Origin of the sequence: Nocardioides sp. L-11A, from assembly GCA_029961745.1 — a bacterium.
Classification (GTDB): domain Bacteria; phylum Actinomycetota; class Actinomycetes; order Propionibacteriales; family Nocardioidaceae; genus Nocardioides.
Genome location: CP124680.1, coordinates 623699 through 638612, shown reverse-complemented (window position 1 = coordinate 638612; position 14914 = coordinate 623699). Strand labels below are relative to the sequence as shown.

12 protein-coding genes are annotated in these 14914 nt (G+C 73.8%); 9 read left to right on the top strand and 3 right to left on the bottom strand.

Annotated elements, in window-relative coordinates; translation table 11 throughout:
• Window positions 1-26 precede the first annotated feature (26 nt).
• A complete protein-coding gene (locus QJ852_02865; GenBank protein ID WGX97384.1) occupies window positions 27-3449 on the bottom strand; it encodes an HtaA domain-containing protein in 3423 nt (1140 codons plus the stop codon).
• Window positions 3450-3643: 194 nt separating this feature from the next.
• Here QJ852_02865 and QJ852_02860 point away from each other — a divergent pair, with 194 nt between their 5' ends.
• From QJ852_02860 to QJ852_02845, 4 genes are read left to right on the top strand one after another with little or no spacing between them, the layout of a single operon-like run.
• Window positions 3644-4813, top strand: coding sequence for a pyridoxal phosphate-dependent aminotransferase (locus QJ852_02860; GenBank protein ID WGX97383.1), 1170 nt, complete (start codon window positions 3644-3646; stop codon window positions 4811-4813).
• A gap of 59 nt (window positions 4814-4872) precedes the next feature.
• Entirely contained in the window at window positions 4873-5325 is a 453-nt protein-coding gene (locus QJ852_02855; protein ID WGX97382.1) for a hypothetical protein, read from the top strand.
• Between the two features lie 8 nt (window positions 5326-5333).
• Complete coding sequence (locus QJ852_02850; GenBank protein ID WGX97381.1) at window positions 5334-6278, top strand: hypothetical protein; 945 nt, start codon at window positions 5334-5336, stop codon at window positions 6276-6278.
• The gene (locus tag QJ852_02845) at window positions 6275-7711 is read left to right on the top strand and encodes a hypothetical protein (GenBank protein WGX97380.1); all 1437 of its coding nucleotides are present in this window, start codon (window positions 6275-6277) and stop codon (window positions 7709-7711) included. Before QJ852_02850 ends, QJ852_02845 begins: the two co-directional genes overlap by 4 nt.
• 77 nt (window positions 7712-7788) lie before the next feature.
• On the opposite strand, the gene QJ852_02840 is transcribed toward QJ852_02845, so the two are convergent.
• Window positions 7789-8346, bottom strand: a complete 558-nt coding sequence (locus QJ852_02840; protein ID WGX97379.1) for a hypothetical protein — start codon at window positions 8344-8346, stop codon at window positions 7789-7791.
• Between the two features lie 203 nt (window positions 8347-8549).
• Here QJ852_02840 and QJ852_02835 point away from each other — a divergent pair, with 203 nt between their 5' ends.
• The 4 genes from QJ852_02835 to QJ852_02820 are packed head-to-tail and all read left to right on the top strand — an operon-like array spanning window position 8550 to window position 13478.
• Window positions 8550-9554, top strand: a complete 1005-nt coding sequence (locus QJ852_02835) for a diiron oxygenase (GenBank protein WGX97378.1) — start codon at window positions 8550-8552, stop codon at window positions 9552-9554.
• Window positions 9555-9588: 34 nt separating this feature from the next.
• Entirely contained in the window at window positions 9589-11280 is a 1692-nt protein-coding gene (locus tag QJ852_02830; protein ID WGX97377.1) for an FAD-dependent oxidoreductase, read from the top strand.
• A gap of 20 nt (window positions 11281-11300) precedes the next feature.
• Window positions 11301-12011: a TetR/AcrR family transcriptional regulator gene (locus QJ852_02825; GenBank protein WGX97376.1), complete on the top strand. Its 711-nt coding sequence runs from the start codon at window positions 11301-11303 to the stop codon at window positions 12009-12011.
• Window positions 12012-13478, top strand: a complete 1467-nt coding sequence (locus QJ852_02820) for an NAD(P)/FAD-dependent oxidoreductase (protein ID WGX97375.1) — start codon at window positions 12012-12014, stop codon at window positions 13476-13478.
• Between the two features lie 153 nt (window positions 13479-13631).
• Here the strand turns inward: QJ852_02820 and QJ852_02815 are convergent, their stop codons facing one another.
• On the bottom strand, window positions 13632-14156 hold the full coding sequence (locus QJ852_02815) for a TetR/AcrR family transcriptional regulator (protein WGX97374.1): 525 nt from the start codon (window positions 14154-14156) through the stop codon (window positions 13632-13634).
• Window positions 14157-14231: 75 nt separating this feature from the next.
• Between QJ852_02815 and QJ852_02810 the strand changes: the two genes are divergently transcribed.
• On the top strand, window positions 14232-14879 hold the full coding sequence (locus QJ852_02810; GenBank protein ID WGX97373.1) for a lysophospholipid acyltransferase family protein: 648 nt from the start codon (window positions 14232-14234) through the stop codon (window positions 14877-14879).
• Window positions 14880-14914: the final 35 nt, after the last annotated feature.

Genomic DNA, 14914 nt, shown 5'->3' with positions numbered 1-14914 from the left:
CGACGCACGTCGCGCCCGGTCCGGTCTCAACGCACCCGGACGACGACCGCCCTGCTGGTCGCCGAGCGGAACCGCGGGTCGGCCGCGAGGGTGACCGTCACCCGGTGGCCGCCCGGGGCGAGCCGGGGCAGCCGCAGGACGGTCCGGCCCCGGACGTTCGGCGCGAGCGGTCCGCGCTTGACGACCTTGCCGTCGACCCGGACGACCACGCGACCGGTCACCGGCAGCGAGCTGCCCGGCAACGACGCCATGACGGCGACCTTCGCCCGCGCCGTGCGGCTCACCCGCTTCTTCGGCAGCGTCGCGCGCACCCTGGGCGCCGCCTTCGCGACCTGCACCCAGCCGACGTCGGTCGAGGCCCGCAGCCCGGCCGCGCCGCGGAACCGGGCCTCGAGACGGTGGACGCCGGGCGCGGTGCCGGCGGGCACCGACGTCGAGGCGACGCCGTCGACGACCGGCACGCTCCAGGTCCGGCCGGCCAGGGCGAGCTCGACCGTGCCGTCGACCGCCCGACGGTCGGCCGCGTGGACGGCCACCCGCACGCCGACCTCCTGGCCGTACGGCGTCGCGCCGGCCACGAGCAGCCCGGTCGTCGTCCCGACCGGCTCGGGCTCGGTACCCGGCTCGCCGATGACCGCGCCCAGCTCGATCGTGCCGTCGATCGGGTCGAGCTCGGTCCCCGCCGGGTAGAAGTCGGCGAACGCCGGCGCACCGACCACCGTCAGCGACGCGGGCACCGCGCGGACGCTCAGGGTGTCGCCGGAAGCGCGGACCCGGTCGGTGGTGGCGAGGTCGGCGAGCACCACGTCGTCGTACGTCGCGAGCTCACCACTCGCCAGCCCGCGGGAGACGACGTCGGCCACCAGGGTGGAGCCGTCGGCGCCGATGACCAGCCGGGGGTCGGTGATCCGCAGGTCGAGCTGCGGACCGGTACCGGTGTCGTGGCCCGTGAAGCGGACCGAGCCGCCGAGCTCCACCGTGCTGGTGCCGCTCGGGTCCCACGCGCCGTCGACGACCGGGAACGCATAGCTGCCGTCGTCGTTGACGACCACGCCACCCTCGGTGGTGACCGAGCCGTGCGCGATCGGGCCGCCGATATAGCTGCGGAAGGAGGCCTTCACGCCCCAGTCGACCGTTCCGCCGATGATCTCCCGAGGATCCGTCGAGGGCGCGGCGACGGTCACCGTCGCCCGGTCGCTGACGACGCTGCCGACGGGGTTGCTCAACCGGGCCCGGAAGGCCGTGCCCGACAGGCTGGCGTCGACGTCCTCCAGGCGCAGCGTGGCCGCGTCCTGTCCGGGTACGTCGTGCCAGACGCCGCCGATCCGCTGCTGCCAGCGGACGTCGGGCGCGGGCGTGCCGTCCGGCATCACCTTGAGCTCGACGTCCTCCCCCGGGGCCACACTGGCGTCGGCGGGCTGCACCATGATCCGCGGCGGCGTCCGCAGCGACAGGCTCACCCGGTCGCTGGCCACCCGGCCGCCGGCGTTCTCGGCGACGAGGCGGTACTGACGCCCCAGGTCGGCGGCGGTGACGACGGCGGTCAGGGTGGCGCCGTCCGCCCCCTCGGCGACCTCGGCCCAGGGCTGGCCCGGGATCCGGGTCTGCCAGGTGAGCGCCGGGGCGGGCGTGCCGGCGACCTCGGCGGCGATCGCGACCGTCGCGGACCCGCCGGTCAGGTCCGCCACCGGAGGGGCGGGCTGCTGGGTGAAGGCGGGGCTCTGCGCGATCACCCGCAGGGTCTCCAGCCGGCCGCTCCGGACACCCAGGAGGTCACCGTCCGCATCCAGGCCGAGCACGACGTGGTCGCCGTAGGCACCGGTGGTGAGGCCGCCGCGCGAGACGATCTGCCCCCGCTCGACCCGCGTCAGGTTCTGGTTGGAGTCGGTGACCCCGATCAGCGTGTTGCTCGCCTCGTCGACGGCGAGCATGCTGCGGTTGCGATTGGAGTCCGTGCCCACGCGGAAGGGGACCGGGTCGGTCGCCGTCCCCAGGCGGCGGGCATCGGCGTACCCGACGAACGGGATGAAGACGGCCTGGTCGAAGCCGACCACGGCATAGACGCCGTCGCGGGTGCGCAGGATCCGCTCCGGCTGGATGTCCCCGGCCTCGGCGAGGGGCTCCCCCCGGAAGGCGGAGCCGACCTGCGCGAGGCGCTGGAGCGGACGGACGCCGAACAGGCTCGTGGCGAGGAGCGCCGACCTGTTCGCCCCGTCCGGGACCGCCACCAGGTTGACGATCGCGTTCTCCCAGGTGGACGTTCCGGGACTGCTCAGGGTGACGGGGCCGAGCATGCGGGCGGTCCAGGTGCCCGCGACGTCGACGACCTCCCACAGGTCGGTGGCGCTGGCCGACCGGCTGCGCGCGATGACATAGCGGTCGTTGGCCTCGTCCCAGGTGGCGCCACTGCCGCTGTCGGCGACCAGGTCGGGTGCATAGCCGCCGGCGACCTCGGTCATGGCGAGCGTGCTGCCGTCCCATCGGAAGGTGGCGAGCCGCCGGTCGTCGCGGTTGTTGGTCACATTCGACGCGAAGATCGTGTCGGTCGCCGGGTCGACGGCGATCGAGTCGCGTTGGATGTTGCCGGTGACCCCGGGGCCGCCGACCCAGTCGCTGAGCGGCTCGAGCGTCGCGGGGTCGAGGATCGCGATCTGGTAGGTGGCGCTGCTCCAGCCGACCGGCTCGCCGCCGCTCAGCCGGCCGACGATACGACTCGGCAGGGCGGAGGGCTGCGGGTCGGCGGTGACGGCCTCGTGGACGGCCTGACCGGCGACGTCCCAGCTCTCGCCGGCCGGTCGGCCGCCGGGCCCGTCGTACGCGAACGTGACCGGGTCGACCACGGTGCCGGCGGCGTAGTTGAAGATCCGCTCGCCGTCGAGGGTCATCGTCGCGGCCAGCTCCGGCCAGCGGGTGGTGCCGTCGGCCACAACGGGCTCGACGTCCTCCACGTCGAGGTCGACGAGCGCGACGTCGTCGAAGGTGACCACGTCGCCGCCGGAGATCGGCCGGCTCACCGCGTCGACGAAGACGCTCGCCCGGTCCTCGGAGATCTCCACGCGCACGTCGCTGAAGGTGAGGTCGAGGTCGCAGGGACGCACGTGGGAGCCGCCGACGCCGTGGCAGTGACCGAGGAACTCCACCGAGCCGTCCAGCTCGAGCAGCGTGGTGCGGGTCGCGTCGTCGTAGGAGCCGCCGGCCACGGGGAAGTGGAAGGTGCCGTCCTCGTTGCGGGTGGCGCCGTCGGCGAGGGTGGTTCCCGCCTCGCCGATATAGGTGCGCCAGGAGGACTTGACGCCCCAGTCCAGGCCGGGGCCGGCGGTGATCGGGGTGACGGCGGCCTGTGCCGGCGCGGTGGTGACGGCGACCAGGCCGAACGAGCCCAGGCTCGTTGCGGAGACCAGTGCGAGGGCCCAACGGGCCGCGCGCCGGCGTGGGGATCCGGACAGCATGGAGGGATGCCTTTCATGTCGGTTAGGTTAGGCAACCCTAATGACTCTTCCGGCTTTCTCGACACCTTGTCAACATCTGGACGGCGCGCCGCGCCCGGCGCTCGTCGTACCGGACGTTCCGGCTGCGCTGGGGCCCCGAAGGCGACTCGAATGTCCGGTACGACGCTCACCCTGGGCCTGGCTAGGGTCGGGGCGTGACCGACCGCCTCGCCGCCGCCGCCCGGGCGAACGTCCCGCCGTTCCACGTCATGGACCTGCTCGCCGCCGCGGCGGAGCGGCAGCGCAGCCACGGCGACCTCGTCAACCTGGTCGCGGGCCAGCCCAGCACCGGCGCGCCGGCGACCGTCAACGCCGCGGCGATCCGGCTGCTCGGCAGCGGCGACCCGCTCGGCTACACCACCGCGACCGGCATCGTCGAGCTGCGCACGGCGATCGCAGCCCACTACCGCCGCACGTACGACGTCGCCGTCGAGCCCGACGACGTCGTGGTCACCACCGGGTCGAGCGGCGGCTTCCTGCTGGCGTTCCTCGCCGCCTTCGACGCCGGTGCCCGGGTGGCGATCGCCCGCCCCGGCTACCCCTGCTACCGCAACGTGCTCGCGGCCCTGGGCTGCGCGGTCGTCGAGATCGCGACCGGTCCGGGGACCCGGTTCCAGCCCACCGTCGACCAGCTCGCCGAGGCCCACGCGCGCGAGCCGCTCGACGGACTGGTCGTGGCCAGCCCGGCGAACCCGACCGGCACCATGCTGCTGCCCGAGGAGCTCGCCGCGATCGCGCGCTGGTGCGAGGACAACGGGGTGCAGCTGGTCTCCGACGAGATCTACCACGGCATCCAGTACGCCGGCTCCCGCGCCGGCTGCGCCTGGGAGACCTCGCGGGAGGCGGTCGTGTTCGGCTCGTTCTCGAAGTACTTCTCGATGACCGGCTGGCGACTGGGCTGGATGCTGGCACCCGAGCGGCTACGGCGGCCGGTCGACGTGCTGACCGGCAACTTCTCCATCTGCCCGCCCGTGCTCGCCCAGTACGCGGCGCTCGGCGCGTTCGAGGATGCGGCGTACGCCGAGCTCGACGGCCACGTGCAGCGCTACGCCCGCAACCGCGGTCTCCTGCTCGACGGGCTCCAGCGCCTCGGCATCACCCGGCTCGCCTCCGCCGACGGCGCGTTCTACGCCTACGCCGACGTCGGGCACCTGACCTCCGACTCGATGGCCTACTGCCGCGACCTGCTCGCGCGCACCGGCGTCGCCGTGGCGACCGGGATCGACTTCGACACCGCCGACGGCGGCCGGTTCCTGCGGTTCAGCTTCGCCGGGACCGCCGACGACATCACGGCCGCGCTCGACCGCCTCGACGGCAACCTGTAGGAAGGGGGCCGGCGGATCGGCGGGTTTGACCCGACCGGGAAAGGGGAAGGGCGCGTCTCATGTACGGCGACAGCGAGGTCATCCGGCGTCGTGCCAGCCAGCTGCGGGACCAGGGTGCCGACGTGCGCTCGCTGGCCGACCAGCTGGTCGCCCGGGTCGAGGGCCTGGGCTGGACGGGACGCGCCGCCGAGGCGATGCGCGAGCGCGTGACCGACCGCGCCAGCCACCTCCGGGTGGCGGCCGACCGTCACGCCGCCGCCGCCGACGCGCTGGCCGACCACGCCGAGAGCGTCGACGCGGTGCGCGAGGAGATCGCCACCACGCAGGCCCGGGTCACGGCGCTGGTCGCCGACGCCCAGGCCCGGATCGCCGCGATCGCCTCCCGCAACGAGATCAGCGACGGCCCCCTGATCTCCCCCGACCCGCTCGACGAGGCGCTGGTGGCGTTCACCCCGCCGCCCGACGGGCACCGCGACTGGCTCGCCGTCGACGTCCCCGGCCTGGAGCGCTGATCGCGGGCATGCCGACCATCGACCTGACCGGCCTCGCGCCCGTCCCGGCCACGGCCGATCGCGCGGCGGCCGGCGCCCTCGCCGCCGCGCCCCGGCGGATCGGGCTCACCCTCGCCGAGCTCCAGTACGCCGCGCGCCTGGCCGGCGACGCGCCGCTGCCCTTCGAGGTCGCCGCTCCGCAGGAGACCGACGCCATGCAGGCCCGGCTCGGGCAGAGTCCGGCCGCCCTCGACGACGAGTCCTTCCGCCGAGCGGTGGCCGCGCTCCACGATCCCGCCGAGTCCCTCGAACGCCGGGGCCTGCTCGCCGGCGACGTCCTCGACCTCGGCCTGGCCGGGGCGATCGGCCTGCTCGCCGCCCCGCGCCTCGCGCTCGACATCGACCTCACCATGGCGGGGGTCCAGGCGAAGGTCTGGCACCGCCAGGAGGGCGGCGCCGTGGCCTCGCTCGCGACCGTCGACGGGATCGTCTTCGAGCTCGGCTGGTTCGCGACCGATGCCTGGGCGGGCGAGCTGGCCCGGGTCGCCGCCGTCTCCGAGGAGGTCGAGCTCGGCACGTCGGCCGTGCCGTCGTACGTCGACCTGCCGTTCGAGCTCGCCGACGCCGCCGCCGAGGCGAGCGGATCGGGCCGCGGCGACCTGCTGCCGGTGCTCGCGGCCCGGCACGGCGGCGCGGTGCGCACGCGCAGCGGCGTCCTGTCCGACGAGGCGACGGTGGGCGTGCTGACCGCGCTCGCGGGGGAGGCGCAGGGCCGGCTCCGGGCGCTGGTCGCCGACGTGTCCGGCACCGAGGTCGACACGGTGGGTGTCGTCTCCTGGACCCTGCTCGCCAACGGCTGGCGGGCGCTGCGTCCGCACCACGAGGAGGGCGTGCTCCGCCTCGAGGTCCAGGCCATGGCGCCCGAGGACCTCGCGCTCCTCGTCGCCCCCGCGCTCGGGGAGGCGATCCGGTGACCGACGCCCACGAGACCGAGCTCGGCCGCGCGGCCGGCAGCGCGGCGGACGGCGGCGAAGCCGCATCGCGCGACGCCCGCGGTCCGAGCGGAGCGAGCGACCGTGCGGCGAGCTCGATATCCGACACGCTCGGCCCAGACGGGCCGTACGACCAGATGCTGCGCCTGGCCGACCTGTTCGACGACGCGGGCGCCCGGATGCGGGAGTGGTCCCAGCTCGGCGCCGACGTGCTGGTCGACCCCGAGGTCGCCGAGGCGGCCCCGCTCTCGCCGGCCACCTGGGCCACGGCCGAGGAGGAGGTCCGCGCCGCGACCTCCGGCAAGGGCAGCCTGCTCAGCCGGTCGATCGAGCTCGACGCCGACGCGCTGGTGCTGCGGGCGACGGTGATGACCTACCGCTGGATCGACGAGCTCCAGGCGGCGGCGTACCAGACCCTCGGCTCGATCGCCGGCAAGGCGATCGGGTATCTCGCGCCCGAGGTCAACCTGGGCGGTGCCATCGTCGCCGCCGGTCTGATCGAGACCGACGCGCTCGACCGCGACGGCGTCGCGGCCTATCTCGGCGAGCTCGCCGAGGCCAACCCCGAGCTGATGGAGCACGTCACCACCGGCGGCGGCGTCCTCGACAGCCTGCAGATGCGGGGCCTGCTCACCGCCGGGGTGCTGTCGGGCGGCGCGGGGCGCTCGGCCCGGGTCGGCGGCCTGCGGGCGGCCGGGATCGCGCCGCTGGCCGACGACTGGGGCGCCGCCCTGCGCGACGTCGCGGTCGGGATCACGGAGCCCGCGCCCGCGCCGCCGACCACAGCGGTGGACGACCCGGCGGAGGCGCCTGCCGGCCTCGGCGACCTGATGACCCTGCTCGACGGCAGCGCCGCCGGCGATCCGGTCCGGATCCTGCGGGTCGCGCCCGGCCGACTCCTGGCCTTCCTGTCCGGTGCGCCCGCGCCGGCCCCCGCCCCGGGTCGGCTGCGCCTGGTCTCCGGCGACCCGTCGAGCGAGGCGGCCGCCGTGGTCCGCGCCCTCGCCGACGCGGCCGGGCCCGAGGCACCCGACGACGGCCCGCCCCGGGTGATGCTCGTCGGCCGCGGCAGCGGCGGGGCGGTCGCCCTCGAGGTGGCGACCCGCGCCGACCTGCCCGGCTTCGTGGTCGACCAGGTCGTCACGGCCGAGGCCCCCTCGACCCAGCTGGCCCGGCTGCCCGACGACGTGCGCCTGCTCTCGCTCGAGGACCGCAACGACCCGGTCGCCCTGCTCGGCTCCCTCATCAACGCCGGTGCGGCCAACCGCCTCACCGTCGTGTACGACGCCGGGGCGGACCCCGGCGTGCCCGCTCTCGTCGCGGGCGGACGGGCGGCCGACCGCGCGGACCACCCGGATCTGGTCGCGGCGCTGGCCCGCTGGCGCGCGCTGGGCTACCTGCGCCCCGGCGCCTGACGCCCCCGGTCGCGGGTTCACCTACCGAATTCGTCGTCGCGAGGCCGGTCGGACGACAAATCCGGTAGGTGAACCGTTCAGATGCTGAAGTCCCCGGGCAGCATGCCGGAGGTCCGGGCGTAGCGGACCGTCCACTCCTCGCCGTCGGGGGGACGGTGCGCGACGGTGGCCCGCCGCTCGTCGGCCCGACCCTTGCGCAGGGCCGCCATCGCCGCCTCACAGCCGGCCGCGGCGTCGACGACGCGGGCGTACAGGTTGACCACCAGCCTCCCGTCGCCGCCGCGCTTGCCACGGTCGTAGCCGTCGACGTAGCCGAGCCCGCGCTCGTCGAGCACCGCCGCCAGCCACGCGGTGGCGTGGTCGATCAGGCGCTCGTCGGAGCGCTTGTCGCGGGTGGGGTACTGCACGACGATCCAGGCGCGGAGGTCGTCGTCGACCTCGGTGAACCCGTCGGCGAGATAGGGGGCCGCGAGCTCCGCGGCGCTCGACGCGTCCGCGGCGAGGCCGAACTCGGTGATCCGGCCGGTCCGGCCGACGATCCCCTCCCGTCGGACCCACTCCCCCGTCCCCTCGCTCACCCAGATCTGGACGAACCGACGCGGCTCCCCGCCCATGACCAGCTGCACCGCTCGCACCCCTCCCGCTCCCCCGTGGATCAGGAGCCGGACGATACCGCCTCGTCGCGAGCGATCCCCGTCACACCTCGGCGGTCAGGCCGGGGCCATCGGCACGTCTTCGCCCGATTTCCTTGACAAAACCGGGGTCAATGTATGCAACATGTTGTTGCGCTAACAGCGCGCACGCTCCCGCTTTCGATGAAGAGAACGGATGGACGACCATGACTGCGACCGCCGACGCCCCGATCGACACCCCTGCCCCGAGCGACCTGGACGGCCTGAGCTACCAGGACACGCTGCGCGTCCTCTCCGAGGCGTCGGTCCACCAGCACTTCGACGCCTTCCTCGACATCGCCTGGGACAGCCCGGAGTTCGAGGTGATCCCGGACGACCCGCGCTGGATCCTCCCCGAGATCGACTCCCTCGGCGGCACCGAGTGGTACCGGTCGCTGCCTCAGGAGCGGCAGATCGAGATCGGCATGTACCGGATGGCCAACATCATGAAGGTCGGCCTCCAGTTCGAGCAGCTGCTCATCTCGGGCGTGATGAACCACCTGATCGGCATGCCCAACGGCCAGGCGGAGTTCCGCTACTCGACGCACGAGGTGACCGAGGAGTGCCACCACACCCAGATGTTCCAGGAGGGGGTGAACCGGATCGGCATGGACGTCCAGGGCGGCCCCGGCTGGTTCGTGAGGGTCGCCCCGCTGCTGGCGCTGGCCGGCCGCGGCCTGCCGAACATCTTCTTCATGGGCATCCTGGCCGGCGAGGAGCCGATCGACTACCTGCAGAAGTCGGTGCTGCGCTCCGGCCACGAGATGCACCCGATGGTCACCCGGGTCATGCAGATCCACGTGGCCGAGGAGGCCCGCCACATCGGCTTCGCCCACTCCTACCTGGTCGAGCGCTCCAAGGACTACGGCGCGCTCCAGCGGTTCGGGCTGTCCCTGGCCTATCCCGTGATCATGCGGGTCCTGTGCGACGTGATCATGAAGCCGACGCCGAAGATGCAGAAGGACCTCGGCATCCCCAAGAGCGTGATGCGCGAGGTCTACTGGAAGTCCGAGAAGTCCGAGAAGCTCCTGCGCGACACCTTCGGCGACGTCCGGATGCTCGCCGACGAGCTCGGCCTGATGAACCGGGTCTCGCGTCGCGTGTGGCGCGTCCTCGGCATCGACGGCCGCGCCTCGCGCTTCCGCAGCGAGCCCAAGTCCGCCGCGGTCTGACCGGACGCCCCGGACCCGCCCGAGAGCCCGCGCCATGGCCTATGTCGTCACGCAGTCGTGCTGCGCCGACGCCTCGTGCGTCGTCGCCTGCCCGGTCAACTGCATCCACCCCGCGCCCGGAGAGCCGGGCTTCGGCACCACCGAGATGGTGTACGTCGACGCGGCGGCCTGCGTCGGCTGTGGAGCCTGCGCCACGGCCTGCCCGGTCGGCGCGATGGTGCCCGACGCCGCTCTGACGACCCGGCAGCTGCCCTTCCTCGATCTCAACGCGTCCTACTACGACGCCTTCCCGCACGCCGACCGCACGCCCGTCGCGCTGGTGCCCCAGCAGCGGCGGCTCACCCGCCCCGGACCGTTCCGGGTCGCGGTGGTCGGCGCCGGTCCGGCCGGCCTCTACACGGCCGACGAGCTGCTCAAGCACCCCGAGGTCGACGGCGTCGACGTCTACGACCGGCTGCGCACGCCGTACGGCCTGGTCCGGCACGGCGTCGCCCCGGACCATGCCTCGACCAAGCTGGTCACCCGGCTGTTCGAGGCGATCGAGCGCCAGCCCCGGTTCCGCTACTTCCTCGGCGTCGACGTGGGCGCACCCGGCGACGCCGACCGCGTGACCCTGGACGACCTGCGCGCCCACTACGACGCCGTCGTCTACGCCGTCGGCGCGTCCGCCGACCGCACCCTCGACATCCCCGGCGAGGAGCTCGCCGGCTCGCTCCCGGCGACCGCGCTGGTCGGCTGGTACAACGGCCACCCGGAGCAGCAGGACCTCGACGTCCCGCTGACGCACGAACGCGCCGTGGTCGTGGGCAACGGCAATGTCGCGCTCGACGTTGCCCGCATCCTGGCCCGCCCCCTCGACGTCCTCGAGCGCACCGACCTGGCGCCGGGGCCGCTCGAGCAGCTGCGTGCCAGCGACGTCCGCGAGGTCGTCGTCCTGGGCCGGCGCGGTCCCGCTCAGGCGGCGTTCACGGTGCCCGAGCTGATCGGCCTCGCCGCGCTCGACGACATCGACGTGGTCGTCGAGGCCGACCCCGCCCTGCTCACCGGCGACGACCAGCGCAGCACCCTGCTGCGCGAACTCGCCGAGCGGCCGGTCGACCCCGCCTCCGCGAAGCGCCGGATCGTGCTCGCCTTCACCTCCTCGCCCGTGGAGGTCCTCGGCACCGACGGCCGGGTCACCGGCGTCCGGGTCGCGCGCAACGAGCTCGTCGCGGACCCCGACGGCACGGTCCGCGCCGTCGCCACCGACGACGTCCGCACCATCGAGGCCGGCCTGGTCGTGCGCTCCGTGGGCCACCGCGGCCGTCCCGTCGCCGGGCTGCCGTTCGACGAGCGGACCGCCACCGTGCCGCACCACGAGGGCCGGGTCGAGCCCGGCCTCTACGTCGTCGGCTGGATCAAGCGCGGCCCGGTCGGCTTCATCGGCACCAACAAGACCGACGCCCAGGAGACCGTCGAGACGATCCTCGACGACCTCGACGCCGGGCTCCCCGCGCCGGCCGGGACGGCGGCCGCCGTCAGCACCCTGGTCGCCGCCCGCCACCCCGGCTTCGCCGACCTCGCCGCCTGGCAGCGGCTCGATGCCGCCGAGCGCGAGCAGGGCGCACGGACCGGCCGCCCGCGCGCCAAGATCACCGACGTCGCCGAGCAGCGCGCCGTCGCCGCACCCCCGGCCGACGTACGCCGGCGAGGGCTGCTGCGGCGTACCGTGGCGCTGATGTCGTGACGAGGCGAGGAGCGCAGACCATGGGGACGGCGAAACGGGACCAGACCGACGGTCGCAAGCGACGCTGGCAGCAGCACAACGCCGACCGCCGGCAGGCCGTGATCGACGCCGCCCTCACCGTGCTCGCCCGCGACCTCGAGCCCGGCGCCGAGCTGAGCGTCCAGCAGATCGCCGACGAGGCCTCGGTGCACCGCACCGTCCTCTACCGCTACTTCGAGGACCGCACCGACCTCGACGTCGCCATCCAGCGGGAGATCTGCAACCGGGCCGGTGAACTGCTGCTCGCCACGGTCACCCTGGAGGGCACGCCCCGCGACATCGTGCGCCGGATCGTGGCCGCCTACGTCGGCTGGGGTGCCGAGAACGTCGCCCTGATGAGGTTCGCCGAGCGCGACATCGCCGGCGCCGCCTCCAAGCCGCTCGACGACGCCATCGGACAGATCGCCGAGCAGATCGAGCTCGTCATCGGCGGCTTCCTCGCCGTCCTCGAGGCCGACGTCGAGGAGGACGACCGCGACGCGCTGACGCCGTGGGTCTTCCTGCTCGTCGGCGGCGTGATGGCCGCTGTGCGCAGCTGGAGCTCCCGCGAGGAGCTGCGCCCGCCGGCCCCACAGTTCACCCGGCTGCTCGCCGACGTGACCTGGCTGCAGATCGAGGGTCTCGCAGCCTCCCGCCGGATCGAGGTGCCCGACCTCCCGATCGAGCAGCTCCTCAACCTCAAGGAAGCCTGAATGAGCGACACCACTGACGCGACCACGCACCTCGACGTCCTCATCATCGGCGCCGGGCTGTCCGGCATCGACGCGGCGTACCACGTGGGCAAGGCGTTCCCCGGCAGGTCCTACGCCGTCCTCGAGATGCGTGACTCCCTCGGCGGCACCTGGGACCTGTTCCGCTACCCCGGCATCCGCTCCGACTCCGACATGCACACCCTCGGCTTCAGCTGGAAGCCGTGGAAGGGCACCAAGGCCATCGTCGACGGGCCGGACATCCTCGCCTACCTCGAGGAGGCGGCGGCCGAGAACGGCATCGACCGGCACATCCGCTACCACCACAAGCTGGTCCACGCGGAGTTCTCCACCGAGGACGCCCGCTGGACGGTGACGGTCGAGCGCACCGACACCGGCGAGACCATCGAGCTCACGTCGAGCTTCCTGTGGTCGACGTCCGGCTACTACCGCTACGACGAGGGCTTCACCCCCGACTTCGCGGGCACCGAGGACTTCGAGGGCCGGATCGTGCACCCGCAGCTGTGGCCCGAGGACCTCGACTACCAGGGCAAGCGCGTCGTCGTCATCGGCTCGGGCGCGACCGCCGTGACCCTGATCCCCGCCCTGGCCGACTCCGGCGCCGGCCACGTCACCATGCTGCAGCGCACGCCGACGTACATCATCAGCCAGCCGACCTACGACAAGGTGTCGGCGCAGATGTACCGGCGGCTGCCCGACAAGGTCGCGCAGACGCTCGTGCGCACCCGCTACCTCACCAGCCGGATCGCGTTCTACGAGTTCTGCCAGGCCCGGCCCAAGGAGTCGCGCGCCCTGCTGCGCAAGCTGCTCGAGCGCCAGCTGCCCAAGGACGTCAGCTTCGAGGAGCACTTCAAGCCGCCGTACGACCCCTGGGACCAGCGGCTGTGCGCCGTCCCCGGCGGCGACCTCTTCAAGGCGCTGCGGCACCACACCGTCGACATCGTCACCGACCACATCGACCGGTTCACGCCGAAGGGCATCCTGCTGACCTCGGGCAAGGAGCTCGAGGCCGACATCATCGTCACCGCCACCGGCCTCAATCTGCAGATCTTCGGCGGCGCCACCCTCGGCATCGACGGCACCAAGATCACCCCCGCCGAGACCATGGCCTACAAGGGCCTGATGCTCAGCGACATCCCGAACTTCGCGTTCATCATCGGCTACACGAACGCCTCCTGGACGCTCAAGGCCGACCTGGTCTGCGAGTACGTCGTCAAGGTGCTGCGGCACATGGAGCGCACCGGCACCCGGATGGTCGTGCCGCGCCGCGACCCGGCGGTGGCCGAGGAGCCCTTCCTCGACTTCGAGGCCGGCTACGTCATGCGCTCCATCGACGCGCTGCCCAAGCAGGGCGCGACCTTCCCCTGGCGGCTGAAGATGAACTACTTCAAGGACGTGCTGGTGTTCCGCAAGCCGGTCGCCGACGACACCCTGGAGTTCACCGCCTGACGACAGTGCTTCCGGCGCGGTCGACGACGAGATCATCTGGGTGGCCCTCGCCAGCCGCCTGCCCGAGGAGGCTGATCACGTGCGTCGGATCCTCGACGACCGGTAGCCGGTCCTGGGCGCAGGGTGGGACGATCGACCGGCTCCGCGCTCCGCTCAGGTGGCCCAGGCGAGCAGGACGTCGAGCGCCGCGACCGGGTCGATGCCGGTCGGCTCGGTGGCGCGCCGGCTGGCGAGCGCGGTCAGCCCGTGCACGCCCGACCAGAGCGCGAGGCACTGCTCGGGCGAGGGGCGGCGGCCCGTGGTCCGGGCCAGGACAGCGCCGAGGTCGGCGAACCAGCGACCGGTGATCGCGCGCAGGTCCCCGCCGGCGCCCTCGAGCAGGTCGTGCCGGGAGATCAGGGCGAACAGCTCCGGTCGCCGGCGGCCGAAGTCCAGGTAGGCGTGGGCGGCGCGCCGCAGGTCGTCGGCGGCCAGGGCCGGCGCGATCCGGGCGTCCAGCTCCTCCAGGCCGCGCCGGGCGATGGCCGCGAGCAGGCCGTGGTAGGTCGGGAAGTAGCGCCGGGGAGCACCGTGGGACACCCCGGCCGCGCTCGCGATCGAGCGCAGCGAGATCCCGGCCAGGCCGTGCTCCTCGAGCAGCTCGGTGCCGACGGTGACGAGGCGGTCGCGGGCATCCACATAGACATTGTCTACCGGCCTGGGGCAGACTGCCAGTAGACAGTGTCTACTGGCAGTGCGCCGGAAGGAGGGGACATGTGGTTCTGGGTGCTGAGGCGGGTCCTGCTCGGACCGGTCGTCCGCTGGTACACGCGGCCGCGGGTCACCGGCCTCGATCACCTCCCCGCCACCGGGCCGGTGATCGTGGCGGCCAACCACCGCGCCGAGATCGACTCGTTCGTGCTCTCCCTGGTGCTGCCGCGCCGGCCGCGGTTCCTGGCGAAGGCCGAGTATTACGACGGCACCGGGCTGCGCGGCCGCCTGGACCGCTGGCTGTGCTCGGTGACCGGCCAGATCCCTGTCGACCGCGCGGGCGGCGACGCCGCGACCGCCTCCCTGCGCGCGGCCGAGGGCCTGCTGCGCGGCGGCGGCGTGTGGGCGATCTACCCCGAGGGCACCCGCTCCCCCGACGCCCGGCTGCATCGCGGCCACACCGGCGTGGTCCGGGTCGCCCGGGCGGTGCCGGACGCCGTCGTGCTGCCGGTCGGCCTGCTCGGCACCGAGGCCGTCGACCCGCCCGGCCGGAGCCGGCGGGGCTGGCGCCGCGGTCAGGTCACCGTCGTGGTGGGCCCGCCCGTCGACGTACGCGAGGGCGAGGTGCGGGGGGCGACCGACGCGCTGATGGCGGCGATCGGCGGGCTGACCGGGCAACGGCCCCTCGACAGGTACGTCGCGCGCCGCTGAGGCGCCCCGACAGGGCCCGGCCCCGGCTTGTGAGA

Excerpts from the sequence above, each read along its gene's own strand:
- QJ852_02865 (WGX97384.1), bottom strand. The coding sequence starts at position 3,449 with ATGCTGTCCGGATCCCCACGCCGGCGCGCGGCCCGTTGGGCCCTCGCA.
- QJ852_02855 (WGX97382.1), top strand. The coding sequence starts at position 4,873 with ATGTACGGCGACAGCGAGGTCATCCGGCGTCGTGCCAGCCAGCTGCGG.
- QJ852_02850 (WGX97381.1), top strand. The coding sequence starts at position 5,334 with ATGCCGACCATCGACCTGACCGGCCTCGCGCCCGTCCCGGCCACGGCC.
- QJ852_02835 (WGX97378.1), top strand. The coding sequence starts at position 8,550 with ATGACTGCGACCGCCGACGCCCCGATCGACACCCCTGCCCCGAGCGAC.
- QJ852_02830 (WGX97377.1), top strand. The coding sequence starts at position 9,589 with ATGGCCTATGTCGTCACGCAGTCGTGCTGCGCCGACGCCTCGTGCGTC.
- QJ852_02825 (WGX97376.1), top strand. The coding sequence starts at position 11,301 with ATGGGGACGGCGAAACGGGACCAGACCGACGGTCGCAAGCGACGCTGG.
- QJ852_02820 (WGX97375.1), top strand. The coding sequence starts at position 12,012 with ATGAGCGACACCACTGACGCGACCACGCACCTCGACGTCCTCATCATC.
- QJ852_02810 (WGX97373.1), top strand. The coding sequence starts at position 14,232 with ATGTGGTTCTGGGTGCTGAGGCGGGTCCTGCTCGGACCGGTCGTCCGC.